Below are 22,265 nucleotides of genomic sequence, written 5' to 3'. Positions count from 1 at the left end.
AGCGCCCCGGGTGAGGCGCTCACTGGTGAAAGTCCGCGTCTTCAGAAACGGTAGCTGGCAGTCACAGAGACGTTGCGGGGTTCACCGTAAACGATGTCCCCCGCAACATTCGTGTCATAGGTTTTATCAAAGAGATTATTAATATTGCCCTGAACAGCAAAATTTTTCGTCACCTGGTAGCGGCTAAATAAATTGACTAACGCATAGCTGCCCTGCTCAGCACGCCACGTTCCGTTTCCTTCCGGTGCCGAATTATCGCTCCAGACGTGCGTTTGCCATTTCACTCCGCCACCCACAGTCAGATCAGGGAACATGGGTAAACGGTAGCGCGTAAAGACGTTTAACTGCGTTCGCGGTAAGTCGGGTTTTACCGCCGTGCCATCACGCTGTTCGGCAATATAACGCGTGCCTCCCAGGGTCATCTGCCAGTTATCTGTGATTGCGCCATTAATTTCGAATTCAATTCCTCGGCTTACCGTACCATTTTTGCCTTCATACGCTGACTCGGTGGTACCCGGAATAATGCGACCGGTGGTCTGTGCCACATTATCCAGCTCAGCCCGAAAGACCGAGAGTGACGTGGTCAAGCGGCTGTCGAACCAGTCAGATTTAACGCCGGCTTCGTAGTTCTTACCAATAACCGGCGCCAGATAGGCACCTGAGAGATCACGATATGACTGCGGTTGAAACACGGAAGTATAGCTGGCGTACGTTGACCAGTTCTCATCAATGTCATAAATCAGACCCGCATAAGGCGTGATGTTATTTTTTTCCATATCGTTGGTCAGTGTATTTTTGCTCCAACGGGTGTAACGTGCGCCCAGTATCAGATTTAACGGATCCGCCAGTGAAATACGGGTGGCAAGGTAGCCCGAGGTTTGTCGGGTAATATCCTGCTGGGACAGGGTGCGCGCCGCCCAATCCGTTTCCGGGAACTGGCCGTCAAAAAGGTTAAAATTCCCCAATTCTTCTGGCGAGATATTCGCAAAAGTACCGTAATAAGTGTTTTTTTGTTTGCTGTAGCTAACACCGACCATTAATTCATGGGTGCGTCCGAAGAGTTGATAAGGGCCACTGGCAAAGGTATCCACGGCATCGACTTGACGTTTGGCTGCATTATATCCCGTGCCCGCAACGACAGGATAATCCGCATAGGGAGAAACGCCAGCACCCGTATTTTTGTCAAAATAGCCGGCGATATACATCATTTTGCTGTTAAGCGTTGACCGATCATGGGTGCCGTTAAGGGTCCATTGCCATCCACTTGCAAAAGTGTGTTCGAGCCGGGCAAAAAGTTTTCTGCTCTCTTTATCGTTATAAGTCCAGTCAGGGGCGGTATTAAAGCCGCGACGAAAATGGGTTTTACTACCGTCTGTGTACCAACGCGGTAAACCGCCCCACATCGGGCTGTCAGTATTCAGCTGCTGAAATTCATAGCCTGCAGATAATGTGGTGGCGTCATTGAGATCGGCATCAATCACCCCATAAACAAATTTCTTTTCAGCACCATAACGCTCAATAAAGCTATTATTATCCTGATAACCCGCAATCACTCTGCCTCGAACATTTCCTGCAGCATTCAACGGGGACTGCACATCCATAACGTAACGCTGTTTATTCCAGCTGCCATAGCTGGCGGATATCTCGCCTTCTGGCTGATGACTGTCGGCATGTTTACGTACCATGTTAACGGCAGCGGAAGGATTACCGGCACCGGTCAATAACCCGTTTGCACCCCTGACCACTTCAATGCGTTCATATAATGCGCTATCCGTCTGTGCATCACCCAAATTCCAGCGTTCTTCGAATACAGTAGGAATACCGTCAATCAGGTAATTGTCGATTAAAAACCCGCGAGAATAATAGGTCTTACGATCCATATCCGCTGTGCTGGTCTGAATAGCCGTGGTGTTGTCGAGAACATCATTTAACGACTGTAGCTGTTGGTCTTTCATGCGCTGCGCGCTGATGATGCTTACAGACTGAGGAATATCGCGCACGGTCGAAAGTAACTTATTGCCCGCGCGGGTAACAGGTACGCTGTAGTCCGAGGAAGTATTTTCGGAAACCGGCTGTTCAGCCGCAGTAACGATAAGCGTCGGGTTGCTCGTATTCACATCCGATGGCGTCTCTGCAAACGCATTATGTGAAGATACGCCTGCCACAAGGGTTGCCAAAAGTGATAAGCGTGAGGGAACCAGAGGAAAAGTGGCCTTCACGCGATCCCTGTTCAGGAGGGGGATATTCAGAAACATTCTAACGCCTCGTTTTCTTTTTTTTAGCTGCCACTGCCCTGCATCAGTCCCAGTTAACTACCGTGCGGGCTGGCCATCAGGAATAAGGACAAAAACAATAACATGTAAAAACAAATGAGAAATATACTCATTTAGATTATCATTGCAAGTTATTGTTAACATTTATATTTAAAAGCGTCAGAAAAGCCGATGTGTGTATTCTGTTGATAATGCAGATGTTTTAGCGCAAGTCGGGCACAGTACTTCTGAACCCGAGCGCGTGACGTAACGCTGAAATTAGCTGGCCTGGATATTTTTGAGCCATCCGTTTTACCCCTGTGTGAACAGAATTATTTCTCACACTCGCTTATGTCTTTTTTCCTTATATATAATGCGGTCATTATCTGAGACAGGTGGACTGCAGGTTTAAACAATATGGAAAAAATGGGTAAAGGCTGTTATTAACAACGGTGATGTGAACGTTATTGCCCTTATTGACGCTTCGCTTATGTTCAGATAATACAGACTTATGGCCGTTGGGTTGACAGAGAAAACGTTCCGTCTGGCATGAAGCCTGCCACAGGTTACAGGTTGCTTTATCGGGTTTTTGTAATTGCGAAATCCGGAATGCTATTTTTCTCAGATCGGGTAAAGCCGTTTCTCACCTTCGCAAAGCAGCCAACAGCTGCAACGGTCGGGTTAAGGAAGGTTTGAGGGATGTCTGGCATCAAAATCAGGATTTACACATAACAAAACGTTATCCTCAATAGCGGTTTTTTTAGTAAGGCATTTCGTCCGCTCAGACCAGCTTTTATTTAAGGGTGGCTATTATTAACTATACGTTATCATTTCTCTCTGACGAGACAAATCACATCATTCCAGGTTTGCAACCTGACGACAAATCAAGATAGCCAGGTATTAGGTTTTGATTTTCATTGATTTTTTAACTTAAAAAAGAGATTCTATAATTCATGTTGTGTAGAACCTGCTCGCCTTTCATTGGCATGAGGCGGTTTAAATATGTTTAAAACATCAATGTATTCTTAAACTTTATGCCGTTTCTCAGGTTCTGAAAGTCAGTAATAATCTTTACAGTAACAAATTTGTACATTTCGGCCTGAAGAGATATTTCCTTCTGGGAATATTTTTCGTAGAATGGCTCTGTTTAAAATATTCGCTGTAATTTAAGGATTAATCAATGGATGCGCTCAAAGCATTAAATAACCTTCGTATTTTACGCGCACAAGCCCGGGAAATTGAGCTTGATGTGTTAAATGAGATGCTCGAAAAGCTTTCTGTCGTTGTCGCTGAACGCCGTGAAGAAGAAGAAGCTGAGCAAGCCCTGCTGCGTGAAAAAGCAGACAAGCTGGCTAAATATAAAGAAATGCTGATGAATGACGGCATCGATATTTCTGAGCTGATGGATTTACCTACAGAAACTAAAACAAAAGCTAAACGTGCCCCGCGCCCGGCTAAATATCAATATACCGACGAAAACGGTGAAAAGAAATCATGGACAGGTCAGGGCCGTACACCATCGCCTATTAAAAAGGCCCTGGATGCAGGCGGTTCTCTCGATGACTTCCTGATCTGACATAATTAAGCGGTGTCGATGAGGACACCGCTTTTTTATTGGAAACAGCCTGACTGTCCCGTTAAAGGCTCATGACCATGACAGAGGAACTGTCTAATTTCAGCCTTTCACCTTCATAACGATGATGTAGAAAATGGTAACTATCACTGTTGATAATTACCTGTAATGATTCCGAATACTTTTCCAGTGCAGCGCGCATCTGCACGACATAGTCGTGCGTATCGTAAACACGATCTATCCCTTCTAATGCATGATTCATGATTTTTCTTGCCACGTCGTTGGGCGTGTCCAGTGCAGATAACTTTGAGCGTGCCGTTCGCCGCAGGTCACGTGGTGTAAAATGTTCCAGTCCCAGGCCGCGCGGTGCGCGCAACATGCGTCGCAGAGCCTGATTAAGCGCACCTTTTGACAGCGGTTGCATCACATCGCGTGGTGCCGGTACCAGCCAGGGCGAAGCAGGATCGCTGGCCTTTAACAATGACTCGATACACAGGCGCATCAGGGAAGAGACCGGCAACGTATGTTCACGTTGCGATTTGTTTCGCGTACCTTGTTTCCACAGCCCTGACTGTAAATTAAATTCTGCTTTACGAGCCTGAACGATCTCGTCTGGTCGTCGCGCGCTCACCAGGCAAAGCCGCAGTGCCCAACGGGCCTGTTCAGAAAGTGCCCAGTTGTCCAGCCCATGCCAGAACACCCAAATCTCAGCATCCGACAACTGTCGACTGCGCGGTGAGGCCGCACGGCCTGCAATGTCACGTTTTTTCATTGAAGCAACAGGGGAATGCTCAAGATAACCCTGCATTTCTGCCCAGGATAAAAACTGTTTTGTCAACGCGAATACGCGCCGCGCCTCTTCCTTTTTACCCTCTGAAATCAGTATGTTATATAGTCTGTTTAGTCGTAATCGCGTCAGATTCTTCAGCGGGAGTGAGCCAATATTCGGTAAGACATGCCGGAGAAGGGATGAAATCGCGATTTCAGGACGGCGACGCGTAACGAGTAATGACAGCTTTACCCAGACCTTAATGACCTGCTCGACCGTGCCCTCGTCACCAAAATTATCGACTTCAGACAGCGAAGCCTTTCTGATCTGCTCCAGCCATACCATGACGTGATGGCCGACATGCGGCGACCTTGTATTTATGCTGATTTCAGCCACTGCCCTTCCCAGATAATAAAGCCGTATTGCAGATTCTACCTTTCTGCCGACTGTGACTCCAGACCTGTTAAGTCTGGAGTCACAAAGACGTCGCTACGCTGATTCTGAAAAGGAATCAAGGCAAAGAGCAAAACGGCAATGACTGTGTTAACGCCTCGACGCTACGCAGAGAGACTGCCCTTCCCCGTGACATTCGCCAGGAGAGACGTTTTTCTTCAAATCGGCATTGCCGTCGGGATTTTCAGAGGGGAATAAGGTGTTCACTGGATTGCCCGGCACTTAACACGCCGAAGGATGTGGGGGCTTTACGCGGCGCTGTGCAGCAAGCGCAACATGGCGTTGCCCCGTCATCGCTGACGAGACAACGGGAAACACGTTAATGACGGGGCGGGCGCGCTAAGCGGAGGTTTTCACCATAGCGTACATCTGCTCAGATTAAGATTGCGAGACTGGAGAGGATTCTTCGACAAATACAGCGTGCGTTTGCGTGGCAGCATCCATCTGGCTAACGGCAATACTGACCTGAAAAATGTCCTGCCTGTATTGATAAGGACAGCGAAATATTATCCATGGCATCGGCCAGCTCACCGGCGATACCGACAATTCTAAGAATACGTTTTCCGGTGCCGGTTGCCACGATGGGCTTATTCATCTCATCCCTCCTGAACGAAGAGGAATACGTTAACTCCCTGCACAGATCCGCGATTGTGTTAACCTGGCAATACAATCACGTTTTTTATTGTGCGCAGAGATATCGGGATAAAACGTCAGCTTTTACTGAAGGTGTAGTTAAACACTTTGCCATTTTTTGTCTGTACCGTGAGCGTTTCACCTGCCGAGGTAGCCAGCGCTCGGGCTTTACTGTATTTCCACATCAGTAACTGTTGTCCGTTGGGATACGGGGATTCCGTATCAGGCGGGCCAAACATCGCGATCAGATCCGCTCGGGTTGTCAGGCCTGGCCTGATTTTCTGAACGGTTGCTGTATCAACATTGCGACCCACTGAGCTGGAGCATGCGGCTAGCGCAAAGATCAGGCCTGTGACGAAGAGTGCTCTCATAAGGTTAATCCCGGTGGTTAAGTGCAACGTGGACACGCGTAATCCTTTTATGATGCTGTTTTAAGGCGTAAGAGCCCCGGATAAAATACCACCGCCTGCGTTAAACCTCCCGCACATTACCGCCACTCTGCACAATCCACACCGCGTCTTGTCAACGGACATCCGCAACCGGCCTGTAACTGAAGCAGCGGCAACAATCAGACAAAGACAAATCTTTGTCTGATTGTACCCAACCCATGAATTGCAGACCTTAGCGCGATGGCCAGGACGGAACAGGCGTGATGCGTCAATATCGCAGATTTTCAACAGTAGATTATGGTTCATGATCTGCTAAGTAACATGAAAAGTTAACCTGGGTAATACCGCATGTTTAACCCGGTCAGAGAATGGTGTGTGACTTTGCTGATCGGTCACATCAAAGACTAACTCTGCCCGGCACGCCAATAAAAGGCGCGAGATCAGAACAGATTAAATACGCACTCAGACTGTGTCATTAAGTTAGAAATTCATCGCGCTACCGGAAGAATGGCGCTTTAAGCATTTTATAACCGGTTAATTCAGCTTTCACTGTCACCGCAAAAAGCGTAACCTATATATAAAACGTATACATTACATATAGGCTTCACATGGGCATTGTAAAAATATCCGATCTGATGCATGAAAACTTACGCATCGCCAGCCAGGCGATGAGCCGCTCAATAAATGCGCAGGCTGAGCACTGGTTAAAACTGGGCATGCTGGCCGAGCTGTATCCCCAGCTGACACAACACGAGCTTGCTCAAACATTAATCCGCATCGAAATGAACGGCGGTGCCGATATTCGCCAGGTACTACATCATGCCGATTTAACCCCACAAGGAGAAGTGTAATGGGGAACGTTAAGATCCATTCTGCAGAAGAGATTGAAAAAGCCCGTGCTGCCGGGCATGCTGCCGCCCAGGTGCTGGCGATGATCACCCCTCATGTACGCCCGGGGATCACGACAGAGCAACTGGACGATATCTGTCATGATTTTATTGTCAATGAACTCAACGTTACGCCCGCCAATATCGGTTATCACGGTTACACCCGTACCACCTGTACTTCCGTTAACCATGTTGTTTGCCACGGGATCCCGGCGGCCAAAACATTAAAAGAAGGTGATATTGTGAATATTGATGTCGCCATTATTAAAGATGGCTGGTATGGCGATACCAGCCGAATGTATTTTGTGGGGACGCCATCCGTGCGTGCAAAACGGCTGGTGGATATTACCTATCAGTCCATGGTTGCAGGCATTAAAACGGTTCGCCCGGGCGCGACACTGGGCGATATTGGCGCCGCTATTCAGCGCCTTGCTGAGAGCGCGGGTTTTTCCGTGGTCAGGGAATATTGCGGTCATGGCGTCGGCGAGATTTATCATACCGAACCTCAAATTCTTCACTACGGCACGCCGGGCGAAGGAATGCCTTTACAGGCAGGCATGATTTTTACCATCGAACCCATGATCAATGCTGGAAAAGCAGGGACCAGTGTGCTTTCTGATGGCTGGACGGTGGTTACAAAAGATCGCTCGCTGTCTGCCCAGTGGGAGCATACCGTCGCCGTCACCGAGACGGGCTTTGACCTGCTCACGCCCTGGCCTGAAGGCACTGGCGACTATCCGGCTATCTGATACTTATGCCGCCTCAGAGGAGGCGGCATTGATGACGGTCTGGTGATGTACTACGGATGGACGTTATCAAACCCCGCGATGCGTTGTTCCGCTGGGGATCAGGCCCGCCATAATTTCAGGCCATTCCGCCCTGATCGTTTCACTTCATATAACGCTTTATCAGCGCGCCGCAGCCACTCATGTATTGAGTCGGCTTTATCAGCACTGGCAATGCCAATACTGACTGAACACCTGAACGTTACAGAAGCAGGCAGGCGTAATTGCCCAATGTTTCTTTGAAGCGATTCGGCCAGGCTGATGATGTCAACGTCATTCGAATCACGAATGATAACGCCAAGTTCATCTCCGCCAAACCGTGCCGGAATGTCTTTCATACCTACGCTGTCACGTAACAGGCCGGAAATTTCAGCCAGCAAAAAATCCCCGGCTTCGTGACCGAACGTATCGTTAACGTTTTTAAAATGGTCGACATCTATCAGTATCAGATACGCTCTGGTGTCACCCCGCAAGGTGCGCAAAAGCTCGCTTTCAAGCCGGCGTTCGAACAAACGACGATTAGGGATTTCCAGACCGGGATCCATCAGCGCAATTCTCTCCAGCTCACGGTTCTTCTGACGCAGGCTCAACGTCAAATTGTGTGATACAACGCTGAGTGCCAACATATAGAATGTGGCCAGTGGAAGGGTAAGCCATGCTGTGCGCGTACTAAACTCCATCAAAACCGGCGCGCCTTCAATCGTCCATACCAGAATAAAGGCAAACAGAAATGCCTGCGCAGCAGAGAGCAACTGAGGCCAGCCTCCTGCGGCGTAACGGTCGGCCATCAAAACCGCGATGATGACAAAGGACGGCATAGGACTCACGGCCATCAGCGCAATCCAGATACCGCCAAATGCGGCATCCAGCGTTAAATTTGAACGCTCCCGCGCGGTGGAGTCCCGTGATTTTACGGCAAGGCGGTATGCCAGATAAGGCCAGATAAGAACGTTGCTAATCAGTAATACCAATATCGCTGGTTCTTTCCCCAGTTCCAGGAGAACGGATGCAATCGGCAAAAAACATAAAAGCGTGCCAAGCTGGCGCATGGCAAACATGCGACGGACAAATCGCGTGGATCGCATTTTAAGATGATGATCATCAGGTGAGTAATAGGTCATTCGCACGCGTAATTGACAATATATTTAGCGCAGTTTATCCACAAAAAACGCCCTGCGCTTTAATTTTTAAGACTTTTACCCTTTATTTGTTATTGCCGTTAAGATGACTCATGCCGATGACTTGCCCGGGTCCACATGGCCCAACGATCCATGTTATATCGTCAGGCCTTAGCGCGACTGGGCGTTATTTTATCTTCTGCGGCCTTTAGCCACTGAGGCGGACCAGTTGAAATCGCCGACTTCGCTGGCCGTTAGCGAAGAGGGTTTCTTTTTCCTGAGCGGTTTTTTACTTTCTTTTTCTGCTTTTAACTTTTCATTAAGAAGTTTATCGGCCATGACCTGCTGACGAGCTTCGCTGTTTAACTCTTTCTCTTTTTTTGCATCAGGTTCTTTGCCGGTGCGTTGACGGTGCTTCTGCATCAGGTTTTGAAGAACTTCATTAACGGCGAGTCGCTCTTCATCACTGAACTGATCGATGGAAATCATTTTCTTGTCATTCATAATCGCTTTCCTCGTGGTGAGTTCATAAGCAGTGTACATCATGCCGTGCTCGCAAAGCGCATTACCTGCGAGTTAAGTGGCTCAGTCTGACAAGGTTAATCACGTTAAGCAGGTATCATTTCCCTTCAGGCAGACTAAAATAAGCGGAAATTTCAACGAGAATCGACGTCATGAAAATTCCCCTGCACAACGACCACAAACCTTTTATCACTGCCCTGCTGGATGAAACGGTAGAGGCGATTGAAATGCACTCACCTCAGGCTGAACATATCGAACGCGCCTTTACCGTCGCCCTCCAGCAACAGAACCGCGAAGCAGAGGCGGACTGGAAGCGCACGATAACCTTTTTGGCGCTATTCGTTTTTCTGTATGCCGCACTGGGCGCCTCATTAACGCTGGACCTGAGCCCGGCTGGCGCAAGCCACAAAAGCATTGAGTATGCTCTGGAGGCTGTTCCGGTACTGATTGCCTTTTCAGGCTTTTTTATCTCCGTACTGTATCTGTTTATTGTTCGCGCCGGTTCACGGCAACGCCGTAACTGGCAAAAAACGATTTTGATGCTGGAAAAATACACCCTCGGGAACCTGTTTAAACTGACGCACCAACAAGGTGCCGGCACCAGCAACTATTCACTCTCATCGATTATGCTTGCCCTTTCCCTGTTCATTTGCCTGACCTGGTTGATTATCTATAACTATCTGACCTTCACCACCAGCGGCGTATTCGGTAGCGTGATTTCGTTATTTATTAGCACGATGGTTTACGTCATTCTGGATATTCAACTCCTCAAGCCCTGGCTGTCCGTTGCTGAAGCGGAGCCATCAGGCACTGAGGATGAGAAGAAAGCGGATAAATAATGCCTGCCCGCCCGGCCTGGACCGGGCTTTTCGTGATTTTCTTGCCCAGACAAAGACGACGTCGATCTAACCGAACGGTGTTAAGAAAATCATTTAAAGTATGTTGTAACTATTCCCATTAACCTGTCTTTGCATGCGGTTTCTTTGCGCGGTACTGACATCCCCTGCCAGCACCTTATACAGTCCGAAAAGATCAAAAGCAGGCAAAATAAGTGACAGCGTCACGTTAAGTTTGTTTTTGAAGAGGCTCCCCTTCCGCGCTCATGATTGAAAAGCCGCCATTGCGGCGTTAATCAAAAGGGAATTCGCGCGCCAGCACTCTGGCAATGACGTTTAGCGCCCCTTCATCCTGATTGCTTTCCGTTTTAAACCGCGCAACGGCTGAAACCGACTCAACTGCATTGGCCATTGCAAAACTGAAACAGGCCTGGCGCAACATTTCGATATCGTTTGCACTGTCGCCGATGGCCACCACCTCACAATCGCTGATGCCCCATTTTTGTTGCAGCAAAGCAATACCATGTGCCTTGTGACAGCCTGGAATAATCAGGTCAATAAAGCCATAGCCGCTCGATACGGGGTGCATAATATGATCGATTTCACCGAGCTGGTTATGCAGACGATCCATCAGGCTGTCTATGCCTTCGTTGGCCAGGTTAAGCGAAAACTTAAAAATGGTGTCATCGATATCATAAAGATTATCGCGCTTTTCAAGTCGGTAATAATGATTGTTAAGCATCTGAATAACGCTGTCTGGCATTGAAGAATGGACATAAGCGCCCTTGCGTCCACAAACGACAGTGCTGATATCCGGCTCTTTTGCCAGGATATCCAACACGCGGTGCACGCTTTCCTTTGCCAGCTCACCACAAAAAATTTCATCATCGCCTTCTGATACCCACGCACCATTTTCGGCAACAAACGCGATGTCGTTTTTGATGTCAGGAAAGTAGCGCTGTAGCTGATAATATTGATTGCCACTGGCGACAACAAAGTGAATACCTTTTTGCTTTAGCAGGGCGTACTGGCGTGAAAAGCGCTGGACGTTGTACTGCTTGTTTTCGTCCAGAAACGTCCCATCCATATCCACTGCAATCATCCTTACTGCCATTGTCATCCCCCTTTTTCCCGGCCTGAACAGGCTCACTCATTTTTAAGCTTACTCGTTGAAGGGGATAATGAGAATTCCAGTCATCAAAAATCCTTCTGTTCGCTCACATTGTGCGCCAGTTCCGGTTTTCACCAACAGCAATCTGTTAAACATAGTGCTGACTTTCGAATGAAATGAAATAAACCTTCATATGTAAAATGAAAACACTGTTAAGGGCGCAGTCATGAATGTAAAGCTTCAGCACACAGCGTTACCCACGGATATTTCAGCCGCCATCCGCCAGTTTAAACAGCAGATCCGTCAGCAGATTGGCGATGTTGAAGGCTTATTCAGGCAGGTTTGCCAGAGAACCGAGCAGGCGATAAGCGACGCAAAAGCGGAAGAGCGGCTAAACGGCAGCGCCTGGCCGGTTATTTCACCCGAGGAGATCACCCAAGGGCTGACGCCTGAAACCCGAGAAAGCATCAAGCGCCGTGGCTGTGTGGTGGTTAAGCAGCATTTCCCTCGGGAACAGGCGCTGGCATGGGATACCTCCATGCTGCGTTACCTGGACGAAAATCAGTTTGATGCACAGTACCGCGGCCCGGGCGATAATTTCTTCGGCAGCCTGGAAGCATCCCGCCCTGAAATCTATCCCATTTACTGGTCTCACGCACAAATGGAGGCGCGCCAGAGTCCTGAAATGGCCCAGGTGCAGTCATGTTTAAATCGCCTGTGGACGTTTGAATCCGGGGGCCAGCAATGGTTCGATCCGGACGTGAATCTTATCTATCCGGATCGCATTCGTCGGCGACCGCCAGGAACGACCTCGAAAGGGTTGGGCGCACACACTGACTCCGGCGCGCTGGAACGCTGGCTGTTGCCCGCTTACCAACGCGTTTTTCGATCGATTTTTGACGGCAATCTTGAGCATTACGACCCGTGGCATGCTGCTCATCGCAGCGAAGTGGATGAGTTTGATGTTCCGGATACCACAAAATGCTCGGCTTTCCGGACGTTTCAGGGATGGACGGCGCTGTCCGATATGATGCCGGGTCAGGGCTTACTGCACGTGGTTCCCGTACCGGAGGCCATTGCATATGTGCTGCTGCGCCCATTGTTATCGGATGTCGCTGACGATGAATTATGTGGTGTTAAACCGGGGCGCGTACTCCCGATTAGTGAAAAATGGCACCCGCATTTGGTAAAAGGATTATGCTCCGTACCGGCGATCACCGCAGGCGATTCGGTATGGTGGCACTGTGACCTGATTCATGCGGTCGCACCGGTTGAAAATCAACAGGGATGGGGAAACGTTATGTATATTCCCGCGGCGCCAATGTGTGATAAAAACCGCGCTTATGCGCATCAGGTGGCGAGTGCACTTGAGCAGGGTCATTCCCCTGCTGATTTTCCGCCTGAACATTACGAGGCCGGCTGGAAGAACCGGTTTACCCTCGCCGATCTCAATTCGGTGGGTAAACGTGGACTGGGTTTAGCCTGAAACCAGCGAGACTCAACGTCAGAGCAGAGAACCATGATGAATACACGTCAGCAGAAAATTATTGAACTGGTTAATACCCGAGGCAACGTCGCCGTCAGCGAACTGGCTGAGCTGGCCGGTGTGTCGGAGGTTACCATTCGCCAGGACCTCAACCTGCTGGAAGAAGAGCGGGTTTTACGTCGGGTTCACGGTGCGGCTCAGGCATTAGACAGCGACGACGTTGGCGTGCGAATGCATACCCGCTATGGGATAAAACTGGCGCTCGCCCGTTATGCTGCCGGGCGGATTAACGATGGCGAATCTGTATTGATCGAAGGCGGCAGCACCAACGCCCTGCTGGCACGTATGCTGGCCAGCCGCAAAAATTTGACGTTAATCACCGTAAGCCATTATATCGGCCATCTGCTTAAAGACGCGGCCTGTGAAGTCATTATTCTGGGCGGCATGTTGCAAAAGCGCAGCGAATCAATGACGGGGCCCTTAACCCGGTATTGCGTACAGCAAATGCACTTCCATAAGGCCTTTATTGGTGCAGATGGCTGGCACCCGGAAACCGGCTTCACCGGGCGGGATATGCTGCGATGTGATGTCGTGGATGCCGTGCTGGCTAAAGGTGCAGAAAGCTACGTTCTGACCGATAGTTCTAAATTCGGGCAGATCCATCCTTATCCCCTGTCTTCCGGTTTTCAGCCCGGTCACGTCATTACGGAAAAGGGGCTTTCTCAGGACGTGGTGGCCGGACTCGCGGCGCAAGGTATCGGGTTAATACAGGTCGCGATCGACTCAGCACAGTAAAGGCATCAGGTGATGCCGGTAATGGAATCACGCACAACGAGGCTGCCCTGATAGGGAGTAAACGGCGTTAATTCACCGCCATCCAGCATAAAGACCAGTCGATTAATGGTGTCATTGATCATATCGGTAACGGGAAATTTAACACTGGAGAGCGCAGGCGTTATATAAGGGGCCAGCGGAATGTCATCAAAGCCAATGACCGAGACGGTTCCAGGTACAGCAATATTATTTTCTGTAAGCTGTTTGATCGCCCCGATAGCCATTTCATCATTGCTGGCGACGATAGCACTAAAGGGCTGTCCGCTCGCCAGCAATGTTTTCACCGCCAGCATCCCACTTTGCGCCGTCCATTTGCCCTGCACAATTAGCTGCTGATTCGCTGCGATTCCCTGAGTGTGAAGCGCGGTTTTATAGCCCGCAAGTCGCTCCTGACTGGTCGGCGAATCCAGTGATCCCGTAATAAATGCAATATTGCGATGGCCCTGTTCAATCAGGTAACTGACGGCCCTCTGGCTGGTTGCCTGCTGATCGCTGTAAATACAGAAGCTGTCATTAATTCGCAGACGACGATTAATGACCAGCACAGGCTGCTTGTGCTGCGAAATAATCGCATCCAGCTCGTCGATGCTGAGAAAACGCGGATAGATGATAACGCCATCGCAACGTAAATCGAGCAGAAACTGGATGGCAGCGCGCTCCTGCTCAGCGGTATGTTTGCCATCGGCCAGGATCAACTGCCGATTTTGCTGCTCCATAATTCTGGCAGAGTGAGACATTAACTCACTGAAAATGTTGCCACTGTACAGTGTATTGGTTACAACCAGCCCGATGGTTTGGGTACTTTTATTTGCCAGATTACGTGCCAGCAGATTAGGTCGATAGCCTGTCTCCGCAATGGCCAGCAAAACCCGTTCCCGCTTCTCCTGCCCTACATAACCCTTACCTGACAACACCCGCGAAACTGTCGCTTTTGAGACGCCGGCGCGTTTTGCTACTTGTGAAATGGTTGTCATGTTATCGCTGCCAGAATCTTCTGAGTAAATGGAGTTTACCTAAGCCTTTCATTATTTGAAATATTTAGCCTTAATGTCGTGCCGCGTGCTTCGCCACTCAAAGTGATTATCATCACAAAAATAACATCAGCCTATTTTACACTCTTGTTTAAAAGGTGAAATCTCTTCATGATTTTATGAAACCGGTTTCCTATTTAGCCGCACCGTGGGTCAGATGCAGAGTAAGGCAGGCTGACTGGCGAAGTAAAACAACAACACGACGGCCAGAGCGGAAACCCGAGCGCACTTTCCTCTTCCCTACGAGATAAAATCATGCCAGGAAATTATGCAGAGATTTCACAGGCTATCGTCAGTAAGCTGGGTGGCCTGACTAATATCAGTGCGGTAACCCATTGCATGACCCGCCTGCGTTTTGTGGTGAAGGACGACCGTCTGGTTGACCTTGCCGGCCTGAAAGCCATTAACGGCATCATGGGCGTTGTTCATACCGATACTCAGTTACAGGTGATTATTGGTAATGAGGTAGCAAAGGCTTATCAGGCCGTGCTGGCATTAGGCGAACCGCAGTCAGACGGCGCCGCGCCCGTGAAACGCAAAATGACGCTTAAAAGCGTAGGCGCCGGCATTCTGGATGCGCTGGTTGGCACTATGTCACCGCTGATTCCGGCTATTATCGGCGGTTCAATGGTCAAGCTCCTGGCCATGATACTGGATATGGCTGGCGTATTTGAGAAAGGCTCATCAACCCTAATCATACTTAACGTGATAGGTGATGGTGCCTTCTTCTTTTTGCCCATTATGGTGGCGGCGTCTGCCGCGCTGAAATTCAAAACCAATATGTCACTGGCTATCGCCATTGCTGGCGTGCTGGTGCATCCCAACTTTATTGACCTCATGGCTAAAGCAGCACAGGGACAACACGTCGACTTTGCTTTTATCCCGGTTACGGCGGTGAAGTATACCTATACGGTAATACCGGCGCTGGTGATGACCTGGATTTTGTCTCACATTGAACGCGGGGTGGATCGTATCACCCCTGCAGTGACAAAAAACTTCCTTAAGCCTATGTTGATCGTGTTGATCGCCGCGCCGATCGCCATTGTATTGATTGGCCCGATTGGTATCTGGATCGGCAGCGGGATTTCCGCTCTGGTTTACACTATTCACGGTTATCTGGGCTGGCTTTCTGTGGCCATTATGGGTGGGCTGTGGCCGTTGCTGGTCATGACAGGTATGCATCGGGTTTTTACTCCCACCATCATCCAGACCATTGCCGAGACGGGTAAAGAAGGCATGGTGATGCCTTCTGAGATTGGCGCCAATTTATCGCTTGGCGGCTCGTCGCTGGCGGTGGCCTTTAAAACAAAAAACCGCGAATTACGTCAAACCGCGCTGGCGGCGGCGGCCTCCGCTATTGTGGCTGGCATTTCCGAACCCGCTCTATACGGCGTGGCAGTGCGATTAAAACGCCCTTTGATTGCCAGTTTGATCAGTGGATTCATCTGCGGTGCCGTGGCCGGCATAGGCGGTCTGGCCAGCCATTCAATGGCTTCACCGGGTTTATTTACCAGCGTCCAGTTTTTTGACCCGACCAATCCCCTGTCGATTGTCTGGGTTGTCGCGGTAATGGTACTTTCCGTGGTGCTGTCGTTCATTCTTACCCTGATTCTGGGTTTTGACGATATTCCAGAAACCACCCCTCCGGCGCCATCACAACCTGGCGCATCCCCCGAACAAACGAAAGCGGCTAACGCCAGCTGATCATTAATGACCCTGTTAAAGAGGATTTCATGTCTGAAGCAACATTCCCTGAAGGCTTTTTATGGGGCGGTGCCTTATCCGCCAATCAGTCAGAAGGCGCTTTTCTTGAAGGCGGGAAAGGACTCACTACCGTTGACATGATCCCCATTGGCCCCACGCGTATGCCAGTAAAGCTGGGGCAGGAAAAACGCGTTGAGTTGCGCGATGACGAATTCTATCCCAGCCATACTGCGATCGATTTTTATCATCGTTATCGGGAAGACATTGCCTTGATGGCAGAAATGGGCTTTACCGTCTTTCGCACCTCAATTGCGTGGAGCCGTATCTTTCCGCGTGGCGATGAAAGCACGCCGAATGAACAGGGCCTGGCTTTTTATCGTGATATGTTCACCGAGTGTCGTAAACATGGCATTGAACCTTTAGTGACGCTCTGCCATTTTGACGTTCCCATGCATTTGGTTACGCAATACGGTTCGTGGCGTAATCGTAAAATGATTGAGTTTTTTGCCCGCTATGCCCGCACCTGTTTTGACGCATTTGATGGGTTAGTGAAGTACTGGCTGACCTTTAACGAAATTAACATCATGCTGCACAGCCCATTTTCGGGTGCCGGATTGGTGTTTGAACCTGGTGAAAACAGTGAGCAGGTTAAATATCAGGCAGCTCACCACGAACTGGTCGCGAGCGCCCTGGTGACAAAAATCGCGCATGAAATCAACCCTGATAATCAGGTGGGATGCATGCTGGCAGGTGGCAATTTTTATCCCTGGTCGAGCAAACCTGACGATGTCTGGGCGGCGCTACAAAAAGATCGTGAAAACCTGTTTTTCATTGATATTCAGGCGCGAGGTGCTTATCCCGCCTACGCTGCGCGCCTTTTCCGCGAAAAAGGGATTCAGATTGAAATGGCAGACGGTGATGCGGATATACTCAAGCATACCGTCGATTTCGTGTCGTTCAGCTATTATGCATCCCGATGTGCTTCGGCCGAGATGAATGACAACAATAGCAGCGCGGCAAACGTGGTGAAATCCCTCACCAACCCGCATATTCAGCGGAGTGAATGGGGCTGGGGCATCGATCCGCTTGGCCTGCGCATCACCATGAATATGATGTATGACCGTTATCAGAAGCCGCTTTTCCTGGTCGAGAATGGCCTGGGCGCACGCGATGAGTTAACGGAGAAAGGCGAAATTATTGACGATTATCGTATCAGCTACCTGCGCGAACATATCCGGGCGATGGCCGATGCGATCGGAGACGGTATTCCTGTTATCGGCTATACCACATGGGGCTGTATCGATTTGATTGCCGCTTCAACCGGCGAAATGAGCAAACGTTACGGGTTCGTTTATGTGGATCGTGACGATCGTGGAGAAGGCACGCTGGCCCGGCGGCGGAAAAAGTCCTTCTGGTGGTATAAAAAGGTGATAGCAAGTAACGGCAGGGATTTGGATTAATCGCACAGCGCGCTTCAGCCTCTTAACCGACTGAAGCGCTGCTGGCAAAACCCCCTGAAGCAGTCTGTCCTGCTTTTCAGGCGACACTGACTGTCGCCTTCAGGGCATTTACTTCTGCAGCAACCAGTGTTCGATATCGCTGGCCGGGAGCGGCTTCGAAAAGAAGTAACCCTGTATCTGGTCACAACCGTATTGCTTCAGCAAACTCAACGTGGCTTCAGTTTCAACGCCTTCTGCCAGTACCGTATAGTTCAGCTCTTTCAACATCATGATAATACTCCGCACGATGATTCTTGACGCATGATCGCCATCCATTCGGCCAATTAAAGACATATCGACCTTAATGACATCTAGCGGGATTTCCTGCAGATAACTGATATTACTGTAGCCCGTACCGAAGTCGTCCAGTGAAATAACAAATCCCTGAGCTTTAAGCGCCTCCAGCCCGTTAATGGCGATATCACTCTCCGTAATGAGCTCGTTTTCCAGACACTCAATGCCCAGTAGTGCTGTCGGCAAGGCTGCCGCCTGCATTTTACTGGCTAAGCCAGAAGCAAACTCTGGTCTGGAAAAGTCACGTTCGCTGACGTTCACGGATACCGGGATAAGTTCAAACTCGTTGTTCCATTGCTTAAGCTGAATAATGACGCGATCGATAACCCAGTCAGTGAGGACAGAAATCAGGTTGGTTTTAATGGCCAGCGGTATAAAGTCGGCCGGAAACAGTTCGCCTCTCTCCGGGTGGTGCCAGCGGATCAAAGCCTCAAGCCCTACGGTTTTTCCCGTTTTTAAACAGACCTTTGGCTGATAAGCGAGGTACAGGCCTTCATCTTTTTTAAGCGCCTGAGCCAGATCGTTCATAATCAAAAAATCTTCAGTGCGACGCGAATCATAAGCATGATCGAACGTCATGGCGCCCATGTTTTGATGGATACATTCGTGTAATGCACTGACCGCCTGGCGCACCACTTCATTCGCATCGATGTCGCGGGAAACAAACTCTGTCTCACCCGTATAAACATCAATATCAATCGTAATGTTATCCGCTAAATCTGCTTTAAGGCTGGTTAATACCTCAACGGTGCTTTGCGCATTATAACCACCAAGATAAGGTTGTATTAACGCAAACCGGCCGGGCGCAAATGAATACAGCATGTCATCTGACTGCAGTTGAAGACGAACACCGACCAGTCCGGCAATTTGTCTGAGCAGGTTTTCTACCGGCGCAATGCCAAAAGTACGGGATAACTCATACGCCTGTGGAATATCAAGACAGTCGATGAGGATCAGGCGAAAACGACGATCGGGATTATTGACGGCCAACTGCTGCATGTCGCGAATAAGTCGGGGCCGGTTGGGTAAAAGCGTGATCAGGTCCGTGAAACTGGCAAGATTCCAGGCATCCAGAAAAGAACTAACCAGTTTTGCCAGCGACTTTAAGGTGTCCAGTTGCTCATCACTAAACGTATGAGGCTTTGTGTCGGTCACGCAAAGCGTGCCTAAAACCAGCCCTTCCAGATTAGATAACGACACGCCTGCATAAAACCGAATGTGCGGCTCACCCTCAACAAGTGGATGAAAGGTAAAGCGGTTATCCTGTAATGTGTCCTGCACAACGAGCTGTCCGTCACCGTCAATCACGTGACGACAAAGGGAAACTTCTCGTGCGGATTCTTTAAGATTGAAATTACGGGAAACCTTAATATATTGATTTTTATCATCAATAATAGAAATAAAACTGCCTGAAATGCCCAGTACCTGCGCGGCAAGATGAACAAACTTTTCCAGCACCTCATCCCTGGTGACATCAGGTGACAAAAGTGCTTTAACCGCTTTGAGACGATTTTCGTCATTGCCGCTTTGATTATTGTGCACAACAGCCTCCCCTTGTGCGGGTGCAAAAACGCAGAAACTAATTTAGCCTAAATTTAAATATTTAGCGCCCTGTTAAAGGACGATTTATCGCAAACAAGGGCTATGCGAGACTGTATAACATGACCGGAACTTTTTTCTAAGATTTTTAACGAGAAACCGCGCCGTCAGCCTCGCGCCTGGCGTTTTCAGCTATGTCGATATCACACATGACTGCAAGCCAAAGTGAAGCAATCGAATAAACGACCTGATTATTCCGGGCATATTTATCATTCACCTCATCAAAAGCGCAGCTGCCTGCCTGAATAACCGCAGGCTATAACATGAAATGCGTTCAGCTGTTGCGTTTACCGCTCTGTCAGCGATCTCTTCAGATCGTTTTGTGTAACGCGTTACCGCCTCCTTATCTGGGCCTGAGGGGGCGGAAGCAAAAATGGCGGCTCATGCACAAGCATAAAACGCGCGCCAACCTGTTGTTGAAGCCAACAACACCAACCGCGATCATATGGCTATAAATAGTCAAGATGTCGCAGGCCAGCTGTCGCGTCTTTTCTGTCTGATTTATCGACGCATAAGGTAACGCCTGTCCTGCTGCCCTTTCCTTTCTTCTGCACCGCTGTCAACAGGCCTTCGAAATCTGTCCTTCCCGTAGTAAGCTACGCCCTACAGCCAATATGGGTCATGTCCATTGAGCGTTGAGCAATGACGAAAGCTGACGGTAACCCGTTTGACTATAATTAACAGATTTAAAACCCCTGCCAGATGGCTTCGTTTATGGGCTGGGTGTTCAGGAATGGAAGTATGCTGACTGAAGAACAGTTGAATCACATTGTCACCCACCCCGACGACGTTTCTCATCAGGTTGTGGCAATGGCAAAAGAGTTACTGGCCTACCGGGCCGCTTTCGCGCGGCCCTATGCAGTCATAGAACCTTTGGGGATGACCTACATCGGCGATGAAAATGCAGCCATGGTCTGGCACCCAAAACATGGTGAAGACGGCGATACACGCTTGTATCTCAAACCCCTGATAGACGAGTAACGCTCGCTGGCGGGATAACGGTTGCGTGACCCAGGCGCATATTTTATCAGCCGGTTCAGCGATGTCGTGTTCTGGCGCCAACCCTGGTACCTGCCTGACGCATTTATCCTGTCGCAAACCCTTAATCCTTTCTCAGCCGCGCGCTCCTCTGGGCAAATCTTGATGCCATGCCCGGGCAATAATCTGTGCCACGCGGTTAACGCGCTGTTCCGCCACGCACTCATCCGCACCCGATGGGTCTGCAACACCGCCATAGGCAACGGCGTGTTACACGGGTTCCGCGATCGTCAGCGCAGGGAGTGGGTTTGACAGCAACCTTTGCCGGATCTCATTATCCAGGTTGGCATCGGTGACAATATCCGTAAGCTCCTTCAAATGCACCACGTTGAACAGCGACCATGCGCCGTATTTTGAGCTGTCTGCCAGTAAAATTCGGCGCTGGGCGTTCCTGATCAGGTCCCGTTTGAGCGCGGCCTTTTCTTCTGTAGGCGACGTCACGCCCTTAACCCCATCCCATCCGTTACCGCTCAGGAAGGCAATGTCCGGATGAATATTATTAAGCAGTTTTCGCCCGTGGTCACCAATGCACGACTGGCTGCTTTCATCAATGCGACCGCCAATAATTGTCACTTCAATCTGTTTGAACTCAGACAAAAACAGCGCGATATGGAGATCGTTGGTGATCACACGCAAAGGCATATGGGTAATCTGTCGCGCCAGCTCAAACATGGTAGTACCGGCGTCCAGTATCACCGCATCACCGGCTTTGATAAAACTGGCCGCAACGCGTGCAATCGCGTGTTTCTCAGCCAGATTGCGCGACGACTTTTCCAGCGTCGTGGGCTGAGAAGGGATAAACCGGTTCAGGGTAACGCCGCCATGCGTGCGACTGACGACACCTTCGTGATCGAGTTTAATCAGATCGCGTCTTATGGTCGCAGGTGACGCACCGGTCACCGTAACAAGCTGTTCAACCGTGACCAGATTGTTGCCTTTAAGATAATTCATGATCGATTCTAAGCGACTGTTTTCTTTCATGTTATGTGTACCTGAACAGGTTTTTATTTTCCGTAATGCTGCCATGATCGCAAACTGTGCTTTTTGTGTCCAGGTAATCTCTGGAAAGGTGATTAAATCAGCTCACTGGTGAGTAATACCGCTTTATGCGCCCGCCTCCTGACCACCCTGCTCAGACTGTTCAGGTAAAATCGTTTTAATTTCTCTGACGAAAAGTGGAGACATTAAATATTGTCGCGGAGTACGAGGAATCGTTATTCATCCCTTACGCAACAGCACACCCGCACTCTTGCTGGCTGCCTGACGATTAACAATGACTCGCGATAGAAGATAGCGGATCGGTAAAAATGGCAATATTCAGGCTGAATTCAAAATGCGTAGCAGGAGAGAAGGATAATACAGGGCGGGTACGTAGAGCATAAGTGGAATAACAGCAGCGTTCCGTGCTGCCAGGAATAGATTACCGATAAACGTTCAGACTATGATGTTATA

At 49.5% G+C, this 22,265-nt stretch carries 18 protein-coding genes and 1 pseudogene; 9 read left to right on the top strand and 10 right to left on the bottom strand.

What is annotated here, in order from left to right:
- Nucleotides 1-41: 41 nt before the first annotated feature.
- Entirely contained in the window at nt 42-2,255 is a 2,214-nt protein-coding gene (fhuE, locus tag AAIE03_RS20925) for a ferric-rhodotorulic acid/ferric-coprogen receptor FhuE (protein ID WP_498563178.1), read from the bottom strand.
- A gap of 1,177 nt (nt 2,256-3,432) precedes the next feature.
- On the opposite strand from fhuE, the gene AAIE03_RS20920 reads away from it, so the two are divergent.
- Nucleotides 3,433-3,828, top strand: a complete 396-nt coding sequence (locus AAIE03_RS20920) for an H-NS family histone-like protein (protein ID WP_013028069.1) — start codon at nt 3,433-3,435, stop codon at nt 3,826-3,828.
- Nucleotides 3,829-3,889: 61 nt separating this feature from the next.
- Here the strand turns inward: AAIE03_RS20920 and AAIE03_RS20915 are convergent, their stop codons facing one another.
- The 3 genes and pseudogenes from AAIE03_RS20915 to AAIE03_RS20905 form a co-directional block, all read right to left on the bottom strand.
- On the bottom strand, nt 3,890-4,990 hold the full coding sequence (locus AAIE03_RS20915; RefSeq protein WP_013028068.1) for a tyrosine-type recombinase/integrase: 1,101 nt from the start codon (nt 4,988-4,990) through the stop codon (nt 3,890-3,892).
- Between the two features lie 435 nt (nt 4,991-5,425).
- Nucleotides 5,426-5,627 (bottom strand): annotated as a pseudogene (locus tag AAIE03_RS20910) (methyl-accepting chemotaxis protein); the annotation flags it as partial.
- A 130-nt stretch (nt 5,628-5,757) separates the two neighbouring features.
- Nucleotides 5,758-6,051 (bottom strand): hypothetical protein, encoded by a 294-nt coding sequence (locus AAIE03_RS20905; protein ID WP_033766331.1) that lies wholly within the window; start codon nt 6,049-6,051, stop codon nt 5,758-5,760.
- A gap of 626 nt (nt 6,052-6,677) precedes the next feature.
- On the opposite strand from AAIE03_RS20905, the gene AAIE03_RS20900 reads away from it, so the two are divergent.
- Entirely contained in the window at nt 6,678-6,920 is a 243-nt protein-coding gene (locus tag AAIE03_RS20900; protein WP_013028065.1) for a ParD-like family protein, read from the top strand.
- Nucleotides 6,920-7,705, top strand: a complete 786-nt coding sequence (map, locus tag AAIE03_RS20895) for a type I methionyl aminopeptidase (protein ID WP_013028064.1) — start codon at nt 6,920-6,922, stop codon at nt 7,703-7,705. Before AAIE03_RS20900 ends, map begins: the two co-directional genes overlap by 1 nt.
- 98 nt (nt 7,706-7,803) lie before the next feature.
- Here the strand turns inward: map and AAIE03_RS20890 are convergent, their stop codons facing one another.
- Together AAIE03_RS20890 and AAIE03_RS20885 are read right to left on the bottom strand one after the other, a co-directional pair.
- Nucleotides 7,804-8,862: a diguanylate cyclase gene (locus AAIE03_RS20890; protein WP_041457924.1), complete on the bottom strand. Its 1,059-nt coding sequence runs from the start codon at nt 8,860-8,862 to the stop codon at nt 7,804-7,806.
- Nucleotides 8,863-9,051: 189 nt separating this feature from the next.
- Nucleotides 9,052-9,363 (bottom strand): hypothetical protein, encoded by a 312-nt coding sequence (locus AAIE03_RS20885; RefSeq protein ID WP_014333049.1) that lies wholly within the window; start codon nt 9,361-9,363, stop codon nt 9,052-9,054.
- 170 nt (nt 9,364-9,533) lie between these two features.
- On the opposite strand from AAIE03_RS20885, the gene AAIE03_RS20880 reads away from it, so the two are divergent.
- Nucleotides 9,534-10,220 (top strand): RipA family octameric membrane protein, encoded by a 687-nt coding sequence (locus AAIE03_RS20880; protein ID WP_014333048.1) that lies wholly within the window; start codon nt 9,534-9,536, stop codon nt 10,218-10,220.
- Nucleotides 10,221-10,509: 289 nt separating this feature from the next.
- Here the strand turns inward: AAIE03_RS20880 and AAIE03_RS20875 are convergent, their stop codons facing one another.
- A complete protein-coding gene (locus AAIE03_RS20875; RefSeq protein WP_014604586.1) occupies nt 10,510-11,331 on the bottom strand; it encodes a Cof-type HAD-IIB family hydrolase in 822 nt (273 codons plus the stop codon).
- A gap of 223 nt (nt 11,332-11,554) precedes the next feature.
- Here AAIE03_RS20875 and AAIE03_RS20870 point away from each other — a divergent pair, with 223 nt between their 5' ends.
- Together AAIE03_RS20870 and AAIE03_RS20865 are read left to right on the top strand one after the other, a co-directional pair.
- Nucleotides 11,555-12,814 (top strand): DUF1479 domain-containing protein, encoded by a 1,260-nt coding sequence (locus AAIE03_RS20870; RefSeq protein WP_014604585.1) that lies wholly within the window; start codon nt 11,555-11,557, stop codon nt 12,812-12,814.
- A 36-nt stretch (nt 12,815-12,850) separates the two neighbouring features.
- Nucleotides 12,851-13,609 carry a DeoR/GlpR family DNA-binding transcription regulator gene (locus AAIE03_RS20865; RefSeq protein ID WP_033774751.1) on the top strand — a complete coding sequence of 253 codons (759 nt, stop codon included), beginning with the start codon at nt 12,851-12,853 and terminating at the stop codon, nt 13,607-13,609.
- Nucleotides 13,610-13,614: 5 nt separating this feature from the next.
- Here AAIE03_RS20865 and AAIE03_RS20860 read toward each other — a convergent pair whose 3' ends face one another.
- The gene (locus AAIE03_RS20860; RefSeq protein ID WP_013028057.1) at nt 13,615-14,622 is read right to left on the bottom strand and encodes a LacI family DNA-binding transcriptional regulator; all 1,008 of its coding nucleotides are present in this window, start codon (nt 14,620-14,622) and stop codon (nt 13,615-13,617) included.
- A gap of 312 nt (nt 14,623-14,934) precedes the next feature.
- On the opposite strand from AAIE03_RS20860, the gene ascF reads away from it, so the two are divergent.
- Nucleotides 14,935-16,383: a PTS cellobiose/arbutin/salicin transporter subunit IIBC gene (gene ascF / locus AAIE03_RS20855; protein ID WP_498563177.1), complete on the top strand. Its 1,449-nt coding sequence runs from the start codon at nt 14,935-14,937 to the stop codon at nt 16,381-16,383.
- A 29-nt stretch (nt 16,384-16,412) separates the two neighbouring features.
- Complete coding sequence (locus AAIE03_RS20850) at nt 16,413-17,843, top strand: 6-phospho-beta-glucosidase (RefSeq protein WP_013028055.1); 1,431 nt, start codon at nt 16,413-16,415, stop codon at nt 17,841-17,843.
- Between the two features lie 108 nt (nt 17,844-17,951).
- Here AAIE03_RS20850 and AAIE03_RS20845 read toward each other — a convergent pair whose 3' ends face one another.
- Nucleotides 17,952-19,718 carry a sensor domain-containing phosphodiesterase gene (locus AAIE03_RS20845; RefSeq protein ID WP_013028054.1) on the bottom strand — a complete coding sequence of 589 codons (1,767 nt, stop codon included), beginning with the start codon at nt 19,716-19,718 and terminating at the stop codon, nt 17,952-17,954.
- A gap of 798 nt (nt 19,719-20,516) precedes the next feature.
- Between AAIE03_RS20845 and AAIE03_RS20840 the strand changes: the two genes are divergently transcribed.
- Nucleotides 20,517-20,756 carry a hypothetical protein gene (locus AAIE03_RS20840; protein ID WP_014598192.1) on the top strand — a complete coding sequence of 80 codons (240 nt, stop codon included), beginning with the start codon at nt 20,517-20,519 and terminating at the stop codon, nt 20,754-20,756.
- A 267-nt stretch (nt 20,757-21,023) separates the two neighbouring features.
- On the opposite strand, the gene AAIE03_RS20835 is transcribed toward AAIE03_RS20840, so the two are convergent.
- Entirely contained in the window at nt 21,024-21,794 is a 771-nt protein-coding gene (locus tag AAIE03_RS20835; RefSeq protein ID WP_014333036.1) for a DeoR/GlpR family DNA-binding transcription regulator, read from the bottom strand.
- Nucleotides 21,795-22,265 lie beyond the last annotated feature (471 nt).

This window comes from Pantoea sp. Ae19-2 (genome assembly GCF_059801205.1).
This window is presented reverse-complemented; position numbering and strand designations above follow the sequence as displayed.

Coding starts and splice junctions, on each gene's coding strand:
- AAIE03_RS20850 (WP_013028055.1), top strand. CDS start 16,413: ATGTCTGAAGCAACATTCCCTGAAGGCTTTTTATGGGGCGGTGCCTTA.
- AAIE03_RS20860 (WP_013028057.1), bottom strand. CDS start 14,622: ATGACAACCATTTCACAAGTAGCAAAACGCGCCGGCGTCTCAAAAGCG.
- AAIE03_RS20870 (WP_014604585.1), top strand. CDS start 11,555: ATGAATGTAAAGCTTCAGCACACAGCGTTACCCACGGATATTTCAGCC.
- AAIE03_RS20920 (WP_013028069.1), top strand. CDS start 3,433: ATGGATGCGCTCAAAGCATTAAATAACCTTCGTATTTTACGCGCACAA.
- AAIE03_RS20885 (WP_014333049.1), bottom strand. CDS start 9,363: ATGAATGACAAGAAAATGATTTCCATCGATCAGTTCAGTGATGAAGAG.
- fhuE (WP_498563178.1), bottom strand. CDS start 2,255: ATGTTTCTGAATATCCCCCTCCTGAACAGGGATCGCGTGAAGGCCACT.
- AAIE03_RS20900 (WP_013028065.1), top strand. CDS start 6,678: ATGGGCATTGTAAAAATATCCGATCTGATGCATGAAAACTTACGCATC.
- AAIE03_RS20890 (WP_041457924.1), bottom strand. CDS start 8,862: ATGACCTATTACTCACCTGATGATCATCATCTTAAAATGCGATCCACG.
- AAIE03_RS20875 (WP_014604586.1), bottom strand. CDS start 11,331: ATGGCAGTAAGGATGATTGCAGTGGATATGGATGGGACGTTTCTGGAC.
- map (WP_013028064.1), top strand. CDS start 6,920: ATGGGGAACGTTAAGATCCATTCTGCAGAAGAGATTGAAAAAGCCCGT.
- AAIE03_RS20905 (WP_033766331.1), bottom strand. CDS start 6,051: ATGAGAGCACTCTTCGTCACAGGCCTGATCTTTGCGCTAGCCGCATGC.
- AAIE03_RS20840 (WP_014598192.1), top strand. CDS start 20,517: ATGCTGACTGAAGAACAGTTGAATCACATTGTCACCCACCCCGACGAC.
- AAIE03_RS20835 (WP_014333036.1), bottom strand. CDS start 21,794: ATGAAAGAAAACAGTCGCTTAGAATCGATCATGAATTATCTTAAAGGC.
- AAIE03_RS20880 (WP_014333048.1), top strand. CDS start 9,534: ATGAAAATTCCCCTGCACAACGACCACAAACCTTTTATCACTGCCCTG.
- ascF (WP_498563177.1), top strand. CDS start 14,935: ATGCCAGGAAATTATGCAGAGATTTCACAGGCTATCGTCAGTAAGCTG.
- AAIE03_RS20865 (WP_033774751.1), top strand. CDS start 12,851: ATGAATACACGTCAGCAGAAAATTATTGAACTGGTTAATACCCGAGGC.